Annotated in this window: 20 protein-coding genes; all 20 read left to right on the top strand. The window is 46.5% G+C overall.

Annotation, left to right across the window (positions count from 1 at the left end):
• Positions 1–6 precede the first annotated feature (6 nt).
• The 20 genes from P404_RS0101930 to nusA all read left to right on the top strand — a co-directional run bounded on the left by P404_RS0101930 (position 7) and on the right by nusA (position 21,870).
• Positions 7–1,080 (top strand): flagellar biosynthesis protein FlhF, encoded by a 1,074-nt coding sequence (locus P404_RS0101930; RefSeq protein ID WP_236624243.1) that lies wholly within the window; start codon positions 7–9, stop codon positions 1,078–1,080.
• Positions 1,077–1,931 (top strand): MinD/ParA family protein, encoded by an 855-nt coding sequence (locus P404_RS0101925; protein WP_026829861.1) that lies wholly within the window; start codon positions 1,077–1,079, stop codon positions 1,929–1,931. The genes P404_RS0101930 and P404_RS0101925 overlap by 4 nt, the downstream gene beginning before the upstream one ends.
• 21 nt (positions 1,932–1,952) lie before the next feature.
• Positions 1,953–3,953 carry a chemotaxis protein CheA gene (locus P404_RS0101920; RefSeq protein WP_014970667.1) on the top strand — a complete coding sequence of 667 codons (2,001 nt, stop codon included), beginning with the start codon at positions 1,953–1,955 and terminating at the stop codon, positions 3,951–3,953.
• 11 nt (positions 3,954–3,964) lie between these two features.
• Positions 3,965–4,393 (top strand): chemotaxis protein CheW, encoded by a 429-nt coding sequence (locus P404_RS0101915; protein ID WP_014970666.1) that lies wholly within the window; start codon positions 3,965–3,967, stop codon positions 4,391–4,393.
• On the top strand, positions 4,386–4,994 hold the full coding sequence (locus P404_RS0101910; protein WP_014970665.1) for a chemotaxis protein CheC: 609 nt from the start codon (positions 4,386–4,388) through the stop codon (positions 4,992–4,994). Before P404_RS0101915 ends, P404_RS0101910 begins: the two co-directional genes overlap by 8 nt.
• A complete protein-coding gene (locus tag P404_RS0101905; RefSeq protein WP_014970664.1) occupies positions 4,987–5,469 on the top strand; it encodes a chemotaxis protein CheD in 483 nt (160 codons plus the stop codon). Before P404_RS0101910 ends, P404_RS0101905 begins: the two co-directional genes overlap by 8 nt.
• Before the next feature lie 13 nt (positions 5,470–5,482).
• Positions 5,483–6,256: a FliA/WhiG family RNA polymerase sigma factor gene (locus P404_RS0101900; protein WP_014970663.1), complete on the top strand. Its 774-nt coding sequence runs from the start codon at positions 5,483–5,485 to the stop codon at positions 6,254–6,256.
• Positions 6,257–6,267: 11 nt separating this feature from the next.
• Complete coding sequence (locus P404_RS0101895) at positions 6,268–6,702, top strand: hypothetical protein (protein ID WP_214773195.1); 435 nt, start codon at positions 6,268–6,270, stop codon at positions 6,700–6,702.
• Positions 6,703–6,831: 129 nt separating this feature from the next.
• On the top strand, positions 6,832–7,566 hold the full coding sequence (gene rpsB, locus P404_RS0101890; protein ID WP_012370721.1) for a 30S ribosomal protein S2: 735 nt from the start codon (positions 6,832–6,834) through the stop codon (positions 7,564–7,566).
• Between the two features lie 82 nt (positions 7,567–7,648).
• Positions 7,649–8,530: a translation elongation factor Ts gene (tsf, locus tag P404_RS0101885; RefSeq protein ID WP_014970661.1), complete on the top strand. Its 882-nt coding sequence runs from the start codon at positions 7,649–7,651 to the stop codon at positions 8,528–8,530.
• 110 nt (positions 8,531–8,640) lie between these two features.
• Positions 8,641–9,360, top strand: a complete 720-nt coding sequence (gene pyrH, locus P404_RS0101880) for a UMP kinase (RefSeq protein ID WP_014970660.1) — start codon at positions 8,641–8,643, stop codon at positions 9,358–9,360.
• A 1-nt stretch (position 9,361) separates the two neighbouring features.
• Entirely contained in the window at positions 9,362–9,919 is a 558-nt protein-coding gene (gene frr, locus P404_RS0101875) for a ribosome recycling factor (RefSeq protein WP_014970659.1), read from the top strand.
• An 83-nt stretch (positions 9,920–10,002) separates the two neighbouring features.
• Complete coding sequence (locus P404_RS0101870) at positions 10,003–10,740, top strand: isoprenyl transferase (RefSeq protein ID WP_026829859.1); 738 nt, start codon at positions 10,003–10,005, stop codon at positions 10,738–10,740.
• A gap of 19 nt (positions 10,741–10,759) precedes the next feature.
• Positions 10,760–11,560, top strand: coding sequence for a phosphatidate cytidylyltransferase (locus P404_RS0101865; RefSeq protein WP_026829858.1), 801 nt, complete (start codon positions 10,760–10,762; stop codon positions 11,558–11,560).
• Between the two features lie 12 nt (positions 11,561–11,572).
• Positions 11,573–12,727, top strand: coding sequence for a 1-deoxy-D-xylulose-5-phosphate reductoisomerase (locus P404_RS0101860; protein ID WP_026829857.1), 1,155 nt, complete (start codon positions 11,573–11,575; stop codon positions 12,725–12,727).
• A gap of 13 nt (positions 12,728–12,740) precedes the next feature.
• Entirely contained in the window at positions 12,741–13,982 is a 1,242-nt protein-coding gene (gene rseP, locus P404_RS0101855) for an RIP metalloprotease RseP (RefSeq protein WP_026829856.1), read from the top strand.
• 29 nt (positions 13,983–14,011) lie between these two features.
• Positions 14,012–15,712, top strand: coding sequence for a proline--tRNA ligase (locus tag P404_RS0101850; RefSeq protein WP_026829855.1), 1,701 nt, complete (start codon positions 14,012–14,014; stop codon positions 15,710–15,712).
• Positions 15,713–15,836: 124 nt separating this feature from the next.
• Positions 15,837–20,132 (top strand): PolC-type DNA polymerase III, encoded by a 4,296-nt coding sequence (locus tag P404_RS0101845; RefSeq protein WP_201770333.1) that lies wholly within the window; start codon positions 15,837–15,839, stop codon positions 20,130–20,132.
• Positions 20,133–20,261: 129 nt separating this feature from the next.
• Positions 20,262–20,729, top strand: a complete 468-nt coding sequence (gene rimP, locus P404_RS0101840; protein WP_014970652.1) for a ribosome maturation factor RimP — start codon at positions 20,262–20,264, stop codon at positions 20,727–20,729.
• Positions 20,730–20,745: 16 nt separating this feature from the next.
• A complete protein-coding gene (gene nusA, locus P404_RS0101835; RefSeq protein WP_014970651.1) occupies positions 20,746–21,870 on the top strand; it encodes a transcription termination factor NusA in 1,125 nt (374 codons plus the stop codon).
• Position 21,871 lies beyond the last annotated feature (1 nt).

Here is a 21,871-nt window from a genome sequence, read left to right as displayed (position 1 = left end):
CAAATGATGGTAAAACGAATTATTGCGAATTCTGTCAGCGAAGCGATGGAACTAGTGAAACAAGATTTAGGGGAAGAAGCAATCATCTTAAATACCCGGCAGATCAAAGTCGGTGGGGTGTTTGGTTTATTTACACAAAAAAAAGTGGAACTTGTCGCGTCAGTGGAAGAACATCCTGTCGCTCCATCAAAAAAACAACCGTTTGCGAATCCTGAACCCGTGTCGGTCCCGCCAACTGCTCGTCTCCATGGCGGAGTCAATTCGGGAATGACGGAACAGGTCATTCCGACCGTCGTTTCCTTTGCGTCACGGCGCTTACCAGAAGCACTAGGACGATATGAAGTCTTGTTAGCGGAACCTGCTTTACAACGATGTGCGGAAGAGTTACATGACTTGATGTTGTCGACGTATTATAAAACGAATGATGTGACGCAGGTCGAACAAGGACTCGTTGAAGCAGTTGAAAAGGAAATTCAAGTTACGACAGCCACATCCCGTTTTGTCATGCTGACAGGACCAACCGGCGTCGGAAAGACGACGACGATCGCAAAACTCGCTGCCTATTACCGGTTAACGAAACAACAAACGGTCGGATTGATCACGACGGATACATACCGGATTTCGGCAATCGAACAATTACGTACTTACGCGGATATCATCGATATTCCACTACGCGTTGCATATGATTTAGAAGAATTCGAACAAGCTAAAACCGAACTCGCTGACTGTGACATCATTTTGATCGATACGGCGGGACGCAACTTCCTCGATGCCGGATATGTTGAACAGCTAAAAGCACGACATGATTTTTCCGATACCGATGTCTTCCTCGTCCTCAGCTTAACGTCGAAGTATCGTGACTTGGAACAAATCCGGCAACGTTTTGATCAAGTACCACTTAGTGGTTTTATCTTTACGAAAGCCGATGAGACAACTGAATTATGGTCGATTTATGGACTGACGATGGAAACACGAATCCCTGTGTTTTGTCTGACGACAGGTCAAGAAGTACCTGAAGACATCATCTGGCCGACAAGTCCAGAAATCTCCCGAATGATTGTAGAAAGAGGGTTACGATGATGCGAGAAGATCAGGCACGGGCGTTACGTTCAAAGGTAGCAGTTCGAGAGACTAAAACGATTGCCATCGTCAGTGGAAAAGGTGGCGTTGGAAAAACGAACGTGGCTGTCAATTTAGGAGTAGCACTATCGTTACAAGCTAAAAAAGTATTGATCATTGATTTAGATATCGGAATGGCGAACGTCGGAGTGTTATTGGGGAAGTCTTCTAAAACATCTTTGATGGATTGTGTCAAACAGCGTGAATCCTTGGCGCAAGCCGTCGTCGAAGCGACGCCTGAGTTACATTTCATTCATGGTGGGAGCGGATTCACGGAATTGATGGATCTGACCGATCATGATGTGCAATTCATGATGAGCGAGTTCCGGTTTTTTTACGAGTATGATTTCGTGTTACTCGATTTAGGTGCTGGTGCGACACATCAAACATTCGATTTCATCAGCAGTGCAGATGAGGCCTGGTTAGTCGTGACGCCAGAGCCGACGTCGATCATGGATGGCTATGCGTTCGTAAAGCTCGCCCATCATCATGCAAATGAACTTCCGATTGCCGTTGTCGTCAATCGGGCGATGAATGGTCAAGAAGCACTGGAGACATTCGATCGTTTACAACAGGTCAGTCAGAATTTTTTAGAGAAGTCGTTACGCTTCGTTGGTTTCTTGCCAGACGATCCAACCGTCATGAAGGCGGTCAAGGCACAGCGTCCATTTTATCTGTTTGACCGGACGAGTGATGTCAGTTGGCGACTCGATCATATTACGACAGCACTGACGGGACTTCAGGTACACGAACAGAAATTTTTAGACCGGTTACTGAGTCGTTTGACAAAACGGCGTAATCGCGTCCGCTAATCATGAAGGAGGACATGTTCCATGGATTTAAATGAATATTTAGGATTGTTTCTGGACGAGTCAATCGAACATCTGCAAGCCATCAACTCGAGTCTTTTGATTTTTGAACAGCGTCTGGATGATGAAGCCGTCATCGATCAGATTTTCCGTTCTGCCCATACATTAAAGGGAATGTCCGGTACGATGGGATACGATGCGATTGCCGATTTAACACATGAGATGGAAAGTGCGCTTGATCTTGTGCGTTCGAAAACACAGCCGGCGACACCCGATTTGATTGACGTCTTGTTTGTGGCCGCTGAACAACTCGAAACGATGGTCGAAGATATCAGTCAAGGGGGAACCGGGAAGCTTGATGTGGCGACGACGGTCGTCCGTTTAAAACAGTTTATTCAAAAAGATGGTGAAACCGACAAAGTAGCAGCGAATCCTGTTGTGTCGGTCATCAAAAACTTTGAATGCGACGTTTACTCGGAATCCGTTGTCCGTCAATCGATGGCTTCCGGTTATCAAGCGTATGTCATTACGGTTGAACTGTCAGCCGATGTGATTTTAAAGGCCGCACGTGTCTACATGGTCTTTGATCGTTTACAAAATCTGGGTGATGTCATTTTGTCAAACCCAACTTCTGATGAACTCGAGCAAGAACAGTTCGAGACAAGTTTTGATGTCTTGTTCGTGACGATGAAGTCGGAACAAGAAATTCAGGAGGGGATCAAAGCCGTATCTGAAGTTGCACAGGTTTTGATTCAACCATTCGAAGTACCCGTCGAGCCGGTTGCTGCAGCAGCGACGTTGCTTGAACCAACCGATAATCCGCTGAATAAAAAGCCAGTCGAAACAGTTGATGCTTCAGGAGAAGCTCAAACCCCGATTGCGGCAAAAACGATCCGTGTCAATCTAGAACGGATTGATCGATTGATGAACTTATTCGAAGAATTCATCATCGATCGTGGTCGTCTAGAGCGGATCGCGGCAGAAGTTGGTTCCTCTGATTTGACAGAGACGGTGGAACGGATTAAACGGGGGACAAATGAATTACAGTCATTGGTCCTGACATTACGGATGATGCCGATTGAACAAGTCTTCAACCGCTTTCCACGGATGGTTCGTTCGGTTTCGAAGGATGTCGGAAAAAACATCAAATTGCACATCACCGGGGCTGAGACAGAACTCGACCGGACGGTCATCGACGAGATTGGTGACCCGCTCGTCCACTTGATCCGGAATGCCGTTGATCACGGGATTGAAAGTAAGACAGACCGGATCCTAGCTGGAAAAGCCGTCGAAGGAAATCTGTCACTGCGTGCCTATCATTCTGGAAACCGGGTGTTCATCGAGATTGAAGATGACGGGGCTGGAATCAATCATGAACGCGTGACGAAAATTGCGCTTGAGAAAGGTTTGCTGACGGAAGAAGAGGCAGCTTTACTGACACCGGAAGAAGCAGCCATGTTGTTATTTGCCCCAGGATTTTCAACGGCGGAGACGGTAACCGATTTATCAGGACGTGGTGTCGGACTCGATGTCGTTAAATCAAAAATCGAATCCCTTGGTGGGGAAGTATTCGTCGAGACGAAACGTGGAGAAGGAACAATCTTTAGAATCAGCTTACCGCTGACGCTGTCGATTATTTCGGCTATGCTCGTTAAACTCGGTCAAGAAACGTACGCCATCCCATTGACGGCGATCATCGAAACAACGTCACTCAAACAAGAAGCGATCTTACAAGCGCACCGCGAAAAGGTCTTTGATTTCCGGGGACAACTTGTTCCGTTGATTTCATTGAACCAGGTATATGGTTTGCCGCAAGTAGAAGCAGATGCCTATTCTGTTGTCGTCGTAAGAAGTGGCGAAAAATTAGCCGGATTGATCGTCTCTGAATTGATCGGGCAACAAGAAATCGTCATGAAACCACTAGGCAGCTATCTCGAAGGGATCCGTGCGATTTCCGGTGCGACGATTCTAGGTGACGGTCAAGTGGCGTTAATCATCGATAGCAATGCATTGTTACGAAAGTGAGGGAATGAAGAATGGAACAAAAATGGGTTGTCTTTCAATTAGAAGAAAATGCATACGGAATTGATGTTCAATCTGTTCGTTCAATCGAACGTGTCATCCCGATTACACGGATTCCAAATGCCGCCTCTTATGTCAAAGGTGTGATTAATTTACGAGGTGTCGTGACACCCGTGATTGATTTACGGACACGTTTAGGGTTTGATTCGATTGAGGAAACAGAAGAAACACGAATCATCATTGCGACACTCGAACACGGAGATGCTGGTTTTATCGTCGATCGTGCAAATGAAGTCGTGGAAGCGACAGATGTCCGGATTGAACCATTGACGGATCAAAAACAAGAGGAGACGACGTATTTGACTGCGATTGCGAAAGGCGAAGAGCAGTTGTTCTCCTTGTTAGAACCAAATCGATTGTTTGAAGAGATCATCCATGCTTAATCGGATGGAACAAGATGTCTTTCGAGAAATCGGTAATATCGGAGCGGCCCATGCGGCGACGGCATTATCGACTCTTCTTGGACAACCGGTCGAAATCGAAGTACCGTCAGCAGACTTAGAGTCATTCTCAACAATCGTTGAGCGGGTAGGTGGCGCTGAAGCCTATACGGCGGGAGCACTCCTTCGTTTTTCTGGTGACATCAAGGCGTGTCTTCTGTTTTTAATGCCACTCGAAGATGCTGAAAAGCTAGTGTCGCAGTTACTACAACAGCCATTCCGGTTTTTTTCCGATGAACATGCGATGGGAGTGTCGGCCTGGGAAGAGATCGGGAACATCTTGATCGGCGCCTACGCCCGTTCGATTTCCGATTGGCTCGATCTATCCGTCCATGTGACAGTCCCGGCATCTGCTTTTGATATGGTCGGAGCGATTTTAGAAGTTGCCTTACTAGAGTCGACAAAATTTGGTAACATGGCAGTATACATCGATACACGGTTATCCAGTTCAGGAAACGATTTGAACGGTCATTTATTGTTGTTACCTGAAGAGGGTGCCTTTACCACTGTTTTTCAACGATTGGGTGTGGATATCGATGGATGAAGTCGTTCGGATTGGAATTGCAGAATATGCAGTTAGCCAAAAACCGATCATTCTTCGGACAGCCGGTTTAGGGTCTTGTGTCGGTGTGATCATTTACGATCAAGAACGTGGACTTTCCAGCATGGCGCATGTCATGTTACCTGACTCGGCGATCAGCCGAAACATTGCGCTTGAGATCGGAAAATTTGCGGATACAGCGGTTGTGGAGCTGGCACGTTCTCTTCGGCATAAAGGCGCCATCCGTCTACGAGCGAAAATTGCCGGTGGCGCACAGATGTTCCAGTTTAAATACGAACACGAATCAATGCGGATTGGTGAACGAAATATTGCAGCTGTAAGATTAGCTTTACGAAAAGCGAACGTCCCACTCGTTGCGGAAGACGTCGGTGGAACAAACGGTCGAACGATCGAATTCCATTCGCATTCTGGCCGATTAGTCATTCGGACAGTTAACGTCGGAACGCTGGAAATCTAGAGGAGGAATGGTCATGCGTGAGGAATTACAACAACTTTGGGATCAATGGCTATCGACGCGTGATGTAGCGGTAGCTGACCGGTTACTGCTGAATTATGAACCTCTTGTTCAATACCACGTTCAACGTCTCAGTGCGACACTTCCGAAAAGTGTCGATCGCGATGAATTAAAAAGTCTGGGTATGATGGGACTTTACGATGCCTTACAAAAATTTGATCAAAATCATAACAATAAATTCGACACGTATGCCGCGTTCCGGATTCGTGGAGCCATTCTTGATGGACTCCGAAAAATTGACTGGTTGCCACGTTCTTTACGGGAAAAATCAAAACGGGTCGAAGCGGCGGTCGAGATTTTAGAACAAAGCCTTCAACGGACACCGACGATTGATGAAGTGTCATCGATTGTCGAAATGAGTCCAGAAGAAGTAAAGACGGCGCTAGCAGAAAGCTACTTTGCCAATATTCTATCAATCGACGAAGCGGTCACGCTTCAGGACGAAGGAAAAGCGATGGCGGTTTCTTATCTTGATCCGGATGCTGCAACACCCGAAGATACGTTACTGATGCGTGAGTTGATTTCGAAGCTAGCAGAAGAAGTGGAACAGTTATCAGAAAAGGAACAGTATGTCGTGTCGCTGTTTTACTTTGAGGAACTGACGTTGACGGAAATCGGCGAAGTTCTGAATCTATCGACGTCACGCATTTCGCAAATACATTCAAAAGCACTCAAAAAACTGAAACAAGCGTTAGGAAGTGCGTATCTTTCTGATCGTGTCGCGATGTGAAAGGATTTATGATGACACTCTTTTATATTTTACTTGCTGCACTCATCTGTTATGGTTTGTTACTGTTATTTAAGCAACAGGCGCTACTTAAAGACCGGATTACGAATCTCGAGCGCCAAAAGCAAGAGACAGAAGAAATCTTGTTGCAGTTCATGCAACAGGTCAATGAGCTGACAGGAGCTGACGGTACGTCAGCTTCTTCAACACCTGAGCAAACGGGACGAACGGTTTCGCCGGAGACATCCGAACGCCTGGTGTTCCCGGTGCAAGAAGAATTGCAACCAGAACCCGTCGTTCGTGTACAAGAAGAACCCGTTTTCGATGTGAAACAACAACTCGAAAACGGTGCGGACTTAGATCAGTTAGCCCGTTCTTTAAATCGGGGAGCGGGAGAGGTCGCCTTGATCGCCAAACTTTCCAAGAAAACGAAGGTTGCCCGACGTTAAACTTTATGCTATATTAGTCTACGGTGTTAATTACGCACGCATGTATCGCCAGCTGCGGTGCCTTTAATAGGTTAGCTGGGACAACGATCATCGCGGAGGACATCCAAAACCCAAAAGGAGGAATTCATCATGGCAGTAATCTCGATGAAACAATTGTTAGAAGCTGGTGTACACTTCGGTCACCAAACACGCCGTTGGAACCCAAAAATGGCAAAATACATCTTCACAGAACGTAACGGAATCTACATCATTGACCTACAAAAAACGGTTAAAAAAGTAGACGAAGCGTACAACTTCATCCGTGAAGTAGCGTCTGAAGGCGGAAACGTTCTTTTCGTTGGTACGAAAAAACAAGCTCAAGACACTGTGAAAGAAGAAGCGATCCGTGCGGGTCAATACTTCATCAACGAACGTTGGTTGGGTGGAACACTCACGAACTTCTCAACAATCAAAAAACGGATTAACCGTTTAAAACAACTCGAAAAAATGGAAGAGAACGGTACGTTCGAAGTTCTTCCTAAAAAAGAAGTCATCATTCTTAAAAAAGAAATGACACGTCTTGAGAAATTCCTCGGCGGTATCAAAGATATGCCAGGCGTTCCAGATGCACTCTTCATCGTTGACCCACGCAAAGAGCGTATCGCGATTGCAGAAGCACATAAACTCAACATCCCAATCGTTGCGATCGTTGATACAAACTGTGATCCAGACGAAATCGACTACGTCATCCCAGCAAACGACGATGCGATCCGTGCAGTCAAATTGCTTACTGGTAAAATGGCTGACGCAATCCTCGAAGTTAAACAAGGCGAAGATAACGTAGCACCTGAAACTACTGAAGAAGTAGTAGCAGACGCTGAGTAATTCGTGATGCCAGGTGATAAAGGGAATTGACCTTTTATCACCTTTTTTTTGAAAATAAGGACGTTATAAGGAGGAATATCGAATGGCTATTACAGCAGCTATGGTAAAAGAACTTCGTGAAAAAACTGGTGCAGGGATGCTTGACTGCAAAAAAGCACTTGTCGAAGCAGACGGGGACATGAACGCAGCAATCGATTTCTTGCGTGAAAAAGGAATCGCGAAAGCAGCAGCTAAAGGCGACCGAATTGCAGCAGAAGGTTTGACAGCTGTCGCAGTCAACGGCAACAAAGCAGCACTCGTTGAAATCAACTCAGAAACAGACTTCGTTGCAAAAAACGAACGTTTCCAATCGCTCGTTCAAAATATTGCGGACGCAGTACTCCGTAACGGATCTGAAACGGCTGAAGCGGCACTTGCTTCTGAATACGAAGCGGGTAAAACAATCGAAACATACATCTCTGAAGAAGCATCGACAATCGGAGAAAAAATCTCTCTTCGTCGCGTAGCCCTCTTCGCTAAAGAAGACAACGCAGCATTCGGTTCTTACCTCCACATGGGTGGTCGTATCGGTTCTGTCGTCATCGTCGAAGGCACAACGGATGAAGCTGTCGCAAAAGACATCGCTATGCACATCGCTGCAGCGCGTCCACTTTACGTTGACCGTTCTTCAGTTACAGAAGAAGAAAAAGCGCGTGAAGAAAAAGTCTTGACGGAGCAAGCACTCAACGAAGGCAAACCTGCTAACATCGTTGAAAAAATGATTGTTGGACGCATGAACAAATTCTTCGAAGAAATTTGCCTCGTCGACCAGACGTTTGTTAAAGACCCAGACTTCAAAGTCGGTAAATATGTAGAATCAAAAGGCGGAAAAGTCGTCTCATTCGTACGCTTCGAAGTTGGAGAAGGTATGGAGAAACGTGAAGAAAACTTCGCTGAAGAAGTTATGAATCAACTTAAAAAATAAGAATCAGGATTTCCTGAGGACAAGAGAAGGAACACGTATGCTTCAATCCACTTTCGTGTGGAAGTGGGTCGTGTTCCTTTTTTACGGAATTTAGCAAGGGGGACATAGTCATGCAACCGAAATATAACCGGATTGTGTTAAAATTGAGCGGAGAAGCGCTCGCAGGAGATCAAGGGTTCGGAATCCATCCTGGTATTGTCAATTCAATTTCCAATCAGATCAAGGAATTGGTTGAATTGAACGTAGAAGTCGCTGTTGTCGTCGGCGCAGGGAATATCTGGCGCGGTAAAACAGGAGCAGAGCTTGGAATGGACCGGGCAAACGCGGATTATATGGGAATGCTTGCGACCGTCATGAACTCGCTCGCTTTACAAGATAGTTTGGAGTCGGTTGGCGTTGAAACACGTGTCCAAACGTCGATTGAAATGCGACAAGTTGCTGAACCGTACATCCGTCGTCGGGCGATGCGTCATCTTGAAAAAGGACGCGTTGTCATCTTTGCAGCCGGAACAGGGAATCCCTATTTCTCAACAGATACGACGGCAGCGCTTCGGGCGGCTGAAATTGAGGCAGACGTCATCTTGATGGCGAAAAACAATGTCGACGGCGTCTACTCGGCTGATCCGAACATCGATCCGGAAGCGAAGAAGTTCGAAACGTTATCTTACTTGGATGTCTTAAAAGATGGTCTTCAAGTCATGGATTCAACGGCGACGTCGCTTTGCATGGATAATGATATCCCGCTCATCGTCTTCTCGTTAATGGAAGAAGGAAACATCAAACGCGTTGTCATCGGTGATGAAATCGGGACACTCGTAAGGGGGAAATAATATGTCACAAGCAATCATGAAACAAGCAGAAGAACGGATGGAAAAAGCCCATCTGTCACTAAAAAAAGAGCTCGCGACGTTACGAGCAGGACGAGCAAACGTAGCGATCCTGGATCCCGTCCAAGTGGAGTATTACGGCTCACCTACACCATTGAACCAAGTGGCAAACGTCAACACGCCAGAAGCACGCTTGATTTTGATTACACCATGGGATAAGTCGATGGTGACTGAAATTGAAAAAGCAATCCAGCGGGCCGACTTGGGATTAGCTCCTTCTTCGGATGGAACAGTCATTCGGTTAGCCATTCCACCACTGACAGAAGACCGTCGGAAAGAACTCGTGAAACTTGTCAAAAAGTACACGGAAGAAGGAAAAGTGGCCCTTCGAAACATTCGTCGTGACACAAATGAACAATTGAAAAAGCAAGAAAAAGACGGAGCGTTGACTGAAGATGATCTTCGGGGATACACAGAAGACGTTCAGACGTTAACAGATAAATTCGTTAAGTTGCTTGATCAAACAGCGACGGATAAAGAACAAGAAATCATGGAAGTATGACGCGATACGTCGTCATGTTGGGGACTCTTTGTCACACGAAGAGTCCCTTTCTTCTTAAACTGAACGAGGGGAGGAAGAAATAAATGTTTCAATGGTTAAATCAGACCAAAGAAGTGATTGAACAACAAGTTCCTGAACACATTGCGATTATTATGGATGGAAACGGGCGTTGGGCAAAAAAACGAGGCCTTCCCCGCATCATGGGTCATCGCGAAGGCATGAAGTCCGTGCGAGAAGTCGTTCGTACCGCAAATGAATTAGGTGTTAAAAGTTTGACGCTATATGCCTTCTCAACTGAGAATTGGACACGTCCTGAAGAAGAAGTCAGTTTCTTGATGAAGCTACCGGCACAATTTTTAGAGTCAGATTTAAAAGACCTCAAGGAACGTAACGTCAAGGTCGAAGTAGCAGGTGAAATTTCACGCCTTCCGATTTATACACGAGAAGCGGTCCAACAAGCTAAAGCAGATACGGTCGATAATACAGGACTCCGATTGATTTTTGCCCTCAACTACGGAGGGCGGGATGAGATTGTACAAGTCATGCAAAAAATCGCTGAAAAAGTACAGGCTGGTTTGTTGCTTCCTGAAATGATTACGAATGACGTCATCGAACAAGAATTGATGACAGGATCGATGACAGATGTCGATCTCGTCATTCGAACGAGCGGTGAGCAACGCCTCTCGAACTTCTTATTGTGGCAGGCTGCCTATGCAGAATTTTATTTTACAGATGTCTTGTGGCCCGAGTTTCGGCGTGACCAGTTCCTCGAGGCGATTGAAGACTATAATCAACGGACACGCCGTTTTGGCGGAGTCTGACTAAACGAGGATACAGCTTATGAAAACACGAATCATTACGGGAATATGGGCAGGTGCCATCTTTTTAGGATTACTTTATCTAGGAGGACTCCCATTCCTTACATTTATGGCAGCTTTGACAGTGATTGGCTATACCGAACTGATCAAGATGCGACAGCTTTCGTTTAAATCGTTACCTGTTTTATTATTTGGCGCAGGAGCATTACTCCCATTTGTCGGTCTGTATGAGCAAGCGGAAAACCATTCGCTTTCACTTGGATTGTCTCCGTTAGCATGGGGCATGTTGATTGTGTTGATCAGTTTGTTTTGGACAGTATTTTCAAAAAACGTATTTACGTTTGATGATGTAGCCTTTCTTTTATTGACGGCGGTCTATGTCGGAGTCGGTTTTGCATCGTTTACGTATATCCGTCTCCTCGAGAACGGGCTGATCGTATCGTTGTTGATCATCTTGCTGATTTGGTTTACCGATTCTGGTGCCTACTTCGTCGGAAAAAGTCTAGGTAAAACGAAATTATGGCCAGCCATCAGTCCGAATAAAACGGTCGAAGGCGCAGTGGGTGGTATCGTTCTGGCGCTTATGTTAGGGGTGCTTTTTGAGTGGATCCATCCGACGGTCGGATTCGGAAAAGTCTTATTGTTGGCACTGATCGTTGCGGTCGTCGGTCAACTCGGAGATTTAGTCCAGTCGGCATACAAACGTCATTATGGGGTAAAAGATTCTGGTGCATTGTTACCTGGACATGGTGGAATTCTTGATCGATTTGATAGCATGATCATCGTGTTTAGTGTATTGATCGTACTTGGTATATTCGGTTAAGGGGGAAGAACGATGAAAAACGTCAGTATTATTGGTGGGACAGGTTCAATTGGGACACAAACATTAGATGTCATTGCCGCCAATCCCGATCGTTTTCAATTGGTCAGTTTTGCATTCGGTAAAAACGTTGAAGTCGCGTCACCATGGTTGAATCGATTGCGCCCAGCGTTAGTCGCAGTGCTGGATGAATCAGTTAAAATGGAGCTCGAGACGATGTTAACGTATACACCAACAATCGTTGTCGAAGAAGATGGATTGATTGCCGTTGCGACAGCGGAAGAAGCCGATATCGTCATTACGGCCGTTGTCGGAGCAGTCGGTCTTCGTCCGACCCTTGCCGCGATTGAAGCAGGAAAATCAATTGGACTGGCCAACAAAGAAACACTTGTCACGGCAGGGCACTTAGTGATGAAAAAAGCACGGGAAAAAGGAGTCGTGATTCTACCGGTCGACAGTGAACATGCGGCCATTTTTCAGTGCTTGAACGGGGAACGACGTGAAGATGTCCGTCAAATCATCTTGACCGCATCGGGCGGAAGTTTCCGAGACCAGACACGGGAAGAGTTGGCGAACGTGACCGTGGAACAGGCGCTGAACCATCCCAATTGGTCGATGGGGGCTAAAATTACGATTGATTCCGCGACGATGATGAACAAAGGGTTTGAAGTGATCGAGGCCCATTGGTTATTTGATGTATCGTATGAGGAAATCGATGTCGTCATCCACCGGGAGTCGATCATCCATTCGATGGTTGAATTTAATGATGGTGCGGTCATGGCGCAACTCGGGATGCCGGATATGCGTGAACCGATTCAATATGCCCTTACATATCCGTCCCGCCTTGAAATTCAAGGGGGAGAACGGTTAAACTTAAAACAAATCGGACGCCTGAATTTTGCTGAGGCTTCGTTTGATCGGTATCCCTTGCTTCGTCTTGCCTTTGAAGCAGGACGTGCTGGTGGATCGATGCCTTCAGTACTCAATGCTGCGAACGAACAAGCCGTGGACCGCTTTTTAAAAGGGGAAATCAGCTTTTTAGAAATCGAAGCGAGCGTCGAGGCGGCTCTTCAAGCACACGAGAAAGTCGAAGATCCGTCTTTAGAACAAATCCTTGAGGCGGACCGTTGGGCACGTGCGTTTGTCGCGTCACTCTCACTCGCTAACTAAGGATGGGATAGCAATGACGACCTTTATATCAATCGTATTGATGTTCGGTGTACTTGTTGCCGTACATGAATGGGGTCATCTCGTAATGGCGAAACGCGCCGGCATTCTCTGTCGGGAATTCGCCATCGGATTTGGATCAAAAATCTTTTCTTTTTTCAAAAATGAGACCTTGTACACGGTCCGTTTGTTGCCGATTGGCGGATATGTCAAGATGGCGGGGGAAGAGCCGGAATTCGTCGAAGTTAAGCCAGGTCAAACGATTGGTTTAGCACTTCATGAGGGGATCGTCGAAACGATTTATCTCGATCCTGCTCGTCCAGAGACGGATCAAGTCGTGACAGTTGAAAAAATCGATTTGTTGCACAAGCTAGAAATCGTCGCCTTACAAGATGAAGTGTCGACACGTTATCCTGTCTCGAAGACGGCATTTCTCGTCGAGGGACAAACGAATACGCAAATTGCGCCTTATGATCGGACGTTTGGATCAAAATCGGTGTTTAAACGGGTCTTAGCGATTGCAGCAGGTCCGGCGATGAACTTTGTGCTCGCTTTCGTCATTTTATTTGGACTCGCTTTATACAATGGTTCACCTACAGGCGAAAGTGTGATTGGGACGGTCCAAAAAGGATCACCTGCTGATCAAGCAGGGCTTGTCGAAGGAGACCGAATTCTGTCTGTCAACGGAGACCCAACCGGAAAATGGACGGATTTACGTGCCGGTTTCCAAGATCAAGCAGGAAAAGAAACGACGGTTGTATACGAACGGGATGGACAAGAACAAACAACGACGATTACACCAAAGATCCAACAACAAGGGGATCAAAAAGTTGGAATCATCGGTGTGACGAATGAAACGGAAAAATCGTTCGGAACGGCGTTGCAAACCGGTGTATCTGAAACATGGCGGATGTCGACGTTGATCGTCGGAGCGGTCGGAGACTTAGTGACCGGTGCCGTGGGTGTTGATCAATTGTCAGGACCGGTCGGTATCGTTAAAATGACCGATCAGGTTGCTGATAGTGGGTTTTCGATGTTATTGACATGGACAGCGTTACTTTCTGTTAACTTAGCCGTGTTCAACTTGTTGCCGTTACCGGCTTTAGATGGTGGACGCTTATTGTTCCTGTTCTTAGAGGCTGTGCGCGGAAAGCCTGTTGATCCACAAAAAGAAGGATTGGTTCATTTTGTTGGATTTGCCTTGTTGATGCTGCTGATGTTAGTCGTCACATGGAACGATATCCAGAAATTCTTTTAAATTATTAGTCAAAGGGGTTCACGACTCAAATGAAACAATCGAAACTATTTATGCCAACTTTGCGTGAAGTACCATCCGATGCAGAAGCCGTCAGTCATCAACTGCTGTTACGTGCGGGATTCATGCGCCAAAATGCAGCTGGAATCTATTCTTATCTTCCGCTTGCTAAACGTGTCCTCTCTAAAATTGAGACGATTGTCCGTCAAGAGATGGAAGCAGCTGGTGCGCAAGAACTATTGATGCCGGCCATTCAACCGGCAGAACTTTGGGAAGAAACAGGACGATGGGATATTTATGGTCCAGAACTGATGCGTCTGACGGATCGTCATGACCGCCGGTTTGCGCTTGGTGCCACGCACGAGGAATTGATTACCTCAATCGTTCGAGATGAGTTGAACTCGTATAAAAAATTACCAGTCAACCTGTTCCAGATTCAAATGAAATACCGCGATGAGCGTCGACCACGCTTCGGATTACTCCGTGGGCGCGAATTCATCATGAAAGATGCGTACTCTTTCCATGCAACACAAGAGAGTTTAGAAGAAGAATATCAAAACATGTTTGAAGCCTATACAAAGATCTTCACACGTGTTGGGCTCGAATTCCGTCCGGTCGTCGCAGACTCTGGCGCAATCGGCGGTAGCGGGACACACGAATTCCATGCGTTAGCCGCAATCGGGGAAGATACAATTGTTTATTCCGATCAATCAGACTATGCTGCCAACTTAGAGATGGCAGAATCAGTGGATCAGTACGCGAAACAAGAGAAATCACCGGCGGCGTTAGAAGAAGTACACACAGGTGATGCAAAAACGATTGAAGCCGTCAGTGCGGTGCTTGGATTACCGGAACAGGAGTCGATCAAAACCGTTGTCTTCAAAACGGAACAAGGTCTCGTCATGGCGCTCGTTCGCGGCGACCATGAAGTCAACGATATCAAACTGAAAAATTATCTCGGTGCCCTTGATATCATGATGGCAACGGATGAAGAAATCGAACAGGCCCTTCACTCGACACCAGGAACACTGGGACCGATTGGCGCCGAGATGAAAATCGTTGCGGATTACGCGATCCGTGCTCTGACGAATGTGGTCTGTGGTGCCAATAAAGCAGAAACACACTATATTCATGTGGATCCGAGTCGCGATTTCGAGGCAGAGTATACGGACTTACGATTTGTCGAAGAAGGAGACGTGTCGCCAGATGGAGCCGGACACGTCAAGTTTGCTCGAGGAATTGAAGTCGGACAAGTCTTTAAGCTCGGGACACGTTACTCAGAAGGCATGAACGCAACGTTCCTGGATGAGGGTGGAAAAGCACAACCGTTAATCATGGGTTGTTACGGGATTGGCGTTTCCCGGACGATGTCTGCTGTCGTCGAACAACATTATGACGAGCGAGGAATCGTTTGGCCTAAAGCGATCGCACCGTTTGATGTTCATTTGATTGCAGTCAATGGTAAAAATGCGGATCAAATGCAGGTCGCGGAAACCGTGTATCAAGAGTTGACGGCTGCTGGGTTCTCCGTTCTCTTCGACGATCGTAAGGAACGGGCTGGCGTGAAGTTTGCCGATGCAGACTTGATTGGTTTACCGGTCCGGATCAACGTCGGTAAAAAAGCACCGGAAGGTATCGTCGAACTGAAAGCACGTCGTGGCGGTGAAGCAGAAGAAATTCAGCAAACAAATCTTCTTGAGGCTGTTCGTTCGCTTTATGAAGGTTTACAATAAACAATGGGAACGGTCACTTTTCGTAAAGTGACTGTTTTCTTGTCTCACACCCATTCGCCCCTTGGGCAATCTGCAAGAGGAGGAGGAGTGGCTGTCATGGTGTGGAGCTATAACGACAGCACAAATGCGAGTGGATACACAACAACGCATGTCGCTCTTGATGAGCGATCTAGAATTACCGACCGGCATCGTGGAAGAATTTTTTACCGATGCCTCTCTTGAAAAATTACGGGTTCAGAAGGCGACTTCGACATGGACCTTCCATATCCAAATTGCACGTGTCTTACCCCAAAACGTCTATCAGATGTTTTATAGCCGTTTGAAAAGTCGTTACCAACAGTTTGCGGAAGTGAAGTTGTTTTTAGAGTCAAAAGAGCGGCCTGACAACAAACTATTTATTGATTATTGGCCGTATATCGTTGAAGACTTGGCCGATGCCTCGTCGGCGATGCGGAGCCATCTCAGTCGGGTGTTGCCTGAGTACCGCGACAATAAACTATTCATCCCGGTTCGGAGTGAACCAGAAGCCGGGTTCTTAAAAAATGATTTATGTGGCGAGATGCAACTGTTGTACGGTGCGTACGGGTTTCCGAAGTTCCTTTGTGAGCCCGTCGTCCAAATGGATCAGACACAACAAGAACAGTTGCGCAATCAAGTGAAGCAAGAAGATATCGAAGAAGCCAAGCGGATGCTTGAATTACAATTCAAACGTGAACAGTCACGGGATGATGACGAGGGTCCGGTCGATATTCGTATCGGAAAACCGATTCAAGACGAAGTTGTTCCGATCAAGACGATTCAAGATGAGGAACGACGGATTGCGATTCGTGGTCTCGTCTTTGCGGCTGAAAGCCGTGAACTCCGAAGTGGAAAAACCATCTTTACCTTTAAGCTGACCGACTACACGGATTCATTAGTCGTCAAAATGTTTGCACGGGACGAAACGGACGTCAAGATCTTGTCGGCCATTAAAAAAGGTATGTGGATTCAAGTCGCAGGTCGTGTAGAATTTGATACGTTCTTGCGTGATTTGTGTATGATGATTGCTCAACTGTCCGAAGTGAAAATGGAGTTGCCTGCTGATCCATGGGCGGGCGAGAAGCGTGTCGAACTACATGCGCATTCTCAAATGAGTCAGATGGATGCCGTCATGAATGTCACGAAATATGTCGAACGTGCGGCAACCTGGGGACATCCTGCTGTCGCCATCACGGACCATGCCGGTGCTCAAAGTTTTCCGGATGCCTATTATGCCGGTAAAAAAAATGATATCAAGATTTTGTACGGAATTGAAGCGAACGTCGTCAATGATGGGGTGCAAGTCGCGTATCATCCGGTCGATCAGGAATTAGAGAAAGCGACGTTCGTCGTGTTTGACGTCGAGACGACCGGCCTTTCTGCGATGTACAACAAAATCATCGAGCTCGCGGCGGTCAAAATTTACGATGGGGATATCATTGATAAGTTCGAAGCGTTTGCGGACCCGAAACATCTGTTGTCAGCGACGACAATCGATTTGACCGGCATCACAGATGAGATGGTCCGGGGCAAACCGGATCCGGAACAAGTCGTCAAAGAGTTCATGGACTGGGCGGGGGAGTCAATTCTCGTTGCCCACAATGCCTCATTTGATATTGGTTTCTTAAATGCGACGTTACGTTCTGGTAGTCATGAAGAGTCCGTCTTACCTGTCATCGATACGCTCGAACTGGCACGTGTCTTGATGCCAAGCCTGAAAAATCACCGCTTAAATACGTTAGCCAAACGGTTTGACATTGAATTGACGCAACATCACCGGGCGATTTATGATGCGGAAGCGACCGGGTATTTGATGCTGAAGTTGCTTCAGATGGCGGATGAGATGTTTAACATGAAAACCCACCTCTCGCTGAACCGGGAAATGGGGAAGGATATTTCACGGGCTCGTCCGTACCATGCAACGGTCTATGCCAAAAACCGAACCGGGCTTAAAAACCTCTATCGTCTGATTTCACTGGCGCATACGAAACACGTCCACCGGGTCGTCCGCACTCCTCGTTCACAACTTGTTGCTCATCGCGACGGATTGATCATCGGTTCTGCTTGTGACAATGGAGAAGTATTTGATGCAGCACTCAACAAATCAGATGACGATTTAGCGAAGGTGATGCGTTTTTATGATTTTATCGAAATACAGCCTCCAGCAATGTATGGACATCTGATTGAACGGGAAATCGTTCAAAATGAGTTGGAATTACGTGAATTCATTAAAAAAGTCATTCGCGTGGCAGAAGAAAATGACATCTTACCGGTCGCGACAGGGAATGTCCATTACTTGGACAAACATGATGCGACGTACCGGGAAGTGTTGATTCGGACGCAAGGTGGTGCCAACATGTTGAACATGCGGAAGCAGTTACCACCTGCCCATTTCCGGACGACACAAGAAATGATGCAGGACTTTAAATTTTTAGGACCGGAACTTTCGGAACGACTGGTCATTACGAACAGTCAACAGATCGCGGACTGGTTTGAAAACATTGATATCATTCCGAAAGATTTATTTACACCGAAAATCGAGGGGGCAGACGAGGAAGTCCGGACACTCTCTTACAACATGGCACATCAGATTTATGGAGAAGTGTTGCCGGAAATCGTCGAAGCACGACTCGAAAAAGAATTGAAGTCGATCATCGGTCACGGCTTTGCCGTCATCTATCTGATTTCTCATAAACTGGTTAAGAAATCACTCGATGATGGGTATCTCGTCGGGTCCCGTGGATCGGTTGGGTCCAGTCTGGTCGCGACGATGACGGAGATTACGGAAGTCAATCCACTACCGCCGCATTATGTCTGTCCGAACTGTAAGGAATCAGAATTCTTTGATGATGGATCTGTCGGTTCAGGATTTGATTTACCAGATAAATCGTGTAAGACGTGTGACATTCCGTTAACAAAAGACGGACATGATATTCCGTTTGAGACGTTCCTTGGATTTAAAGGCGATAAAGTACCTGATATTGATTTAAACTTTAGCGGGGAATACCAACCGAAAGCTCACGCATACACAAAAGTCTTGTTCGGGGCTGACTACGTCTACCGAGCAGGAACAATCGGAACGATTGCTGAGAAAACCGCCTATGGTTACGTCAAAGGGTATCAATCAGAAAATGACTTGAATTACCGGAACGCGGAAGTCGATCGGCTCGTCAGTGGTGTGACCGGTGTCAAACGGACGACAGGACAACATCCGGGTGGGATCATTGTCGTGCCGGATTATATGGACATTTATGATATCAGTCCGATTCAATTTCCGGCTGATGATATGGGGTCTGAGTGGAAAACGACCCACTTTGATTTCCACTCGATTCATGACAACTTACTAAAACTCGATATCCTCGGTCATGACGATCCGACGATGATTCGGATGTTACAAGACTTGTCCGGACGAGATCCCAAAACGATTCCTGTCGATGATGCAGAAGTCATGAAAATCTTTAGTTCGACAGAATCGATTGGTGTGACGCCGGAACAGATCGACTCGAAGACAGGAACGCTTGGGATTCCGGAGTTTGGGACGAAATTCGTCCGACAGATGCTCGAAGAAACCAAACCGACGACATTCTCAGAACTTGTTCAGATTTCTGGTCTGTCGCACGGGACCGATGTCTGGCTCGGGAACGCCAGTGAATTGATTTATAATGGAACGTGTGAGCTGAAGGACGTCATCGGTTGTCGAGATGATATCATGGTCTACCTGATTTATGCCGGTCTGGAACCGTCGCTCGCCTTCAAAATCATGGAGTCCGTCCGAAAAGGGAAAGGTCTTTCGATTGAGATGGAAGAAGCGATGATTGAGAACAACGTCCCACTGTGGTACATCGACTCGTGTAAAAAAATCAAATACATGTTCCCGAAAGCGCACGCCGCGGCCTATGTCCTAATGGCAGTGCGGATCGCTTATTATAAAGTGCATCATCCGATGTATTACTATGCATCTTATTTCACGGTCCGTGCGGGTGATTTTGATATCGGAGCGATGAATAAAGGATCGGCTGCTATTCGAAAGGTATTACAAGACATTAAAGATAAAGGTTTTGAAGCAACGGCGAAGGATAAAGGGCTCTATACGGTGCTTGAGATTGCCCTCGAAATGATTGAACGTGGTTTTACATTCAATAAAGTCGACTTATACAAATCCAGTGCGACAGAGTTCTTAATCGATGGGGACACGTTGTTGCCACCGTTCGACGCCGTGACCGGTCTTGGGACGAATGCGGCGAAACAAATCGTCGAAGCCCGAAAAGGGGGAGAGTTCCTATCGAAAGAAGATCTGCAAAAACGAGCGAAATTATCGAAGACGATTATTGAAACGCTGGATAATCTCGGTTGTCTAGAAGGTCTTCCGGATGAGAACCAACTCTCGTTATTTGACCTCTAAAGCCTTGCGGATGCTTGCTTAAGACGGTGCATTATGCTATATTGAGTGAGGAAATGTTTTTTATACTACGACTTGGAAGGAGTAGGGGGACCTGCTCCTTTCTTGTTTGTTTTTTGAAGGAGGATGAAGATGACGAACGTAACTGAGAAGGTCGAACTGCTCGCAAAACCGATCGTAGAACGAGAGGGGATGGAGCTTGTCGACGTCGAATTCGTCAAAGAGGGGGCGGATTGGTTCCTACGTGTCTCCATCGATAAGGAAGGTGGCGTTGACCTGGAAGATTGTGTCAACATCAATGAAAAGTTGTCGGAAGCGTTGAACCAAGACGATCCGATTGATGAACCCTACTATTTAGATGTTGCCAGTCCAGGTGCTGAACGACCACTTAAAAAAACTGAGGATTTCGAAAAGGCGATTGGAAAACATGTCTATATCAAGACCCATGACCCGGTCAAGGATGCCACAGAATTCGAAGGGACTTTACTGACGTATTCGGATGAGCTACTTGAAATCGAAGTTCGTGTGAAGACACGCAAATTGAAAATTGAAATACCGGTGAACAAGATCGCGATGGCGCGGCTTGCGGTAGTGTTCTAAGGAAAGGAAGAGAACGATGGGACCACAGTTACTCGAAGCAATCGAACAAATCGCAAAAGAAAAAGAGATTGATAAAAATATCATCATCGATGCGTTAGAACAAGCATTGATTTCCGCTTACCGTCGCAACTTTGGAAAAGAGTCGGAGGCAGTTAAGGTTGAGTTTGACCAAAAAACAGGAGATATTCGTGTTTTTGCCCTCAAAGAAGTGGTCGAACGGTTAACACAACCGGAAGAACAACTGTCACTCGAGGAAGCACACGAAATCGATCCAACCTATGAACTCGGGGATTTCCATAAGGTCGAGGTCACGCCTGGTGATTTTGGTCGTGTTGCTGCTCAGACGGCAAAACAAATCGTGACACAAAAGATGCGAGAAGCAGAACGGGAACGGATTTATAATCACTTTGCTGACCGCGAAGATGAGATCATGACGGGGATGGTCGAACGTCAGGACGCCCGTAATCTCTACGTCAACCTCGAGGGAATCGAAGCGGTCTTGACGACACATGAACAGATGCCAAACGAACGATTTGGAATCCGGGAATACATCAAAGTCTATGTCACGAAAGTCGATCCGATGGTCAAAGGATCAGGCGCTTCGATCCTTGTTTCGCGGACACATCCAGGGTTGCTGAAACGTCTCTTTGAAATTGAAGTACCCGAAATCGCGAGTGGTGAAGTCGAAGTGAAGTCAGTCGCACGTGAAGCGGGTGACCGTTCGAAGATTGCCGTTGCTTCCGATGAAATTGATCCAGTTGGTGCATGTGTGGGTCAAAAAGGAGCACGTGTTCAGCGTATCGTCAACGAGTTGAACGGTGAGAAAATCGATATCGTCCGTTATTCCGATGATCCAAAAGAATATGTAGCGAACGCCTTAAGCCCAGCGCAAGTCGTGGCGGTATATGTCAATGAACCAGCGAAAGCAACGATTGTTGTCGTTCCTGACTTCCAATTGTCACTCGCCATCGGGAAACGTGGTCAAAATGCCCGTCTCGCAGCGAAATTGACAGGTTGGAAGATTGATATCAAGAGTGAATCCGAAGCAGAGTCAATGGGGCTGAAAGATGTCTTCTTGAAAGCAGAGCCTGTAACAGAAGCAGTTGACATGGAAACGGTCCAAGTCGAAGGCGAGGAATAAT

This window comes from Exiguobacterium antarcticum DSM 14480, assembly GCF_000685865.1.
Classification (GTDB): Bacteria; Bacillota; Bacilli; order Exiguobacteriales; family Exiguobacteriaceae; genus Exiguobacterium_A; species Exiguobacterium_A antarcticum.
Note: the sequence above shows the minus strand (reverse complement) of the source record. Positions and strands in the feature narration are given on the sequence as shown.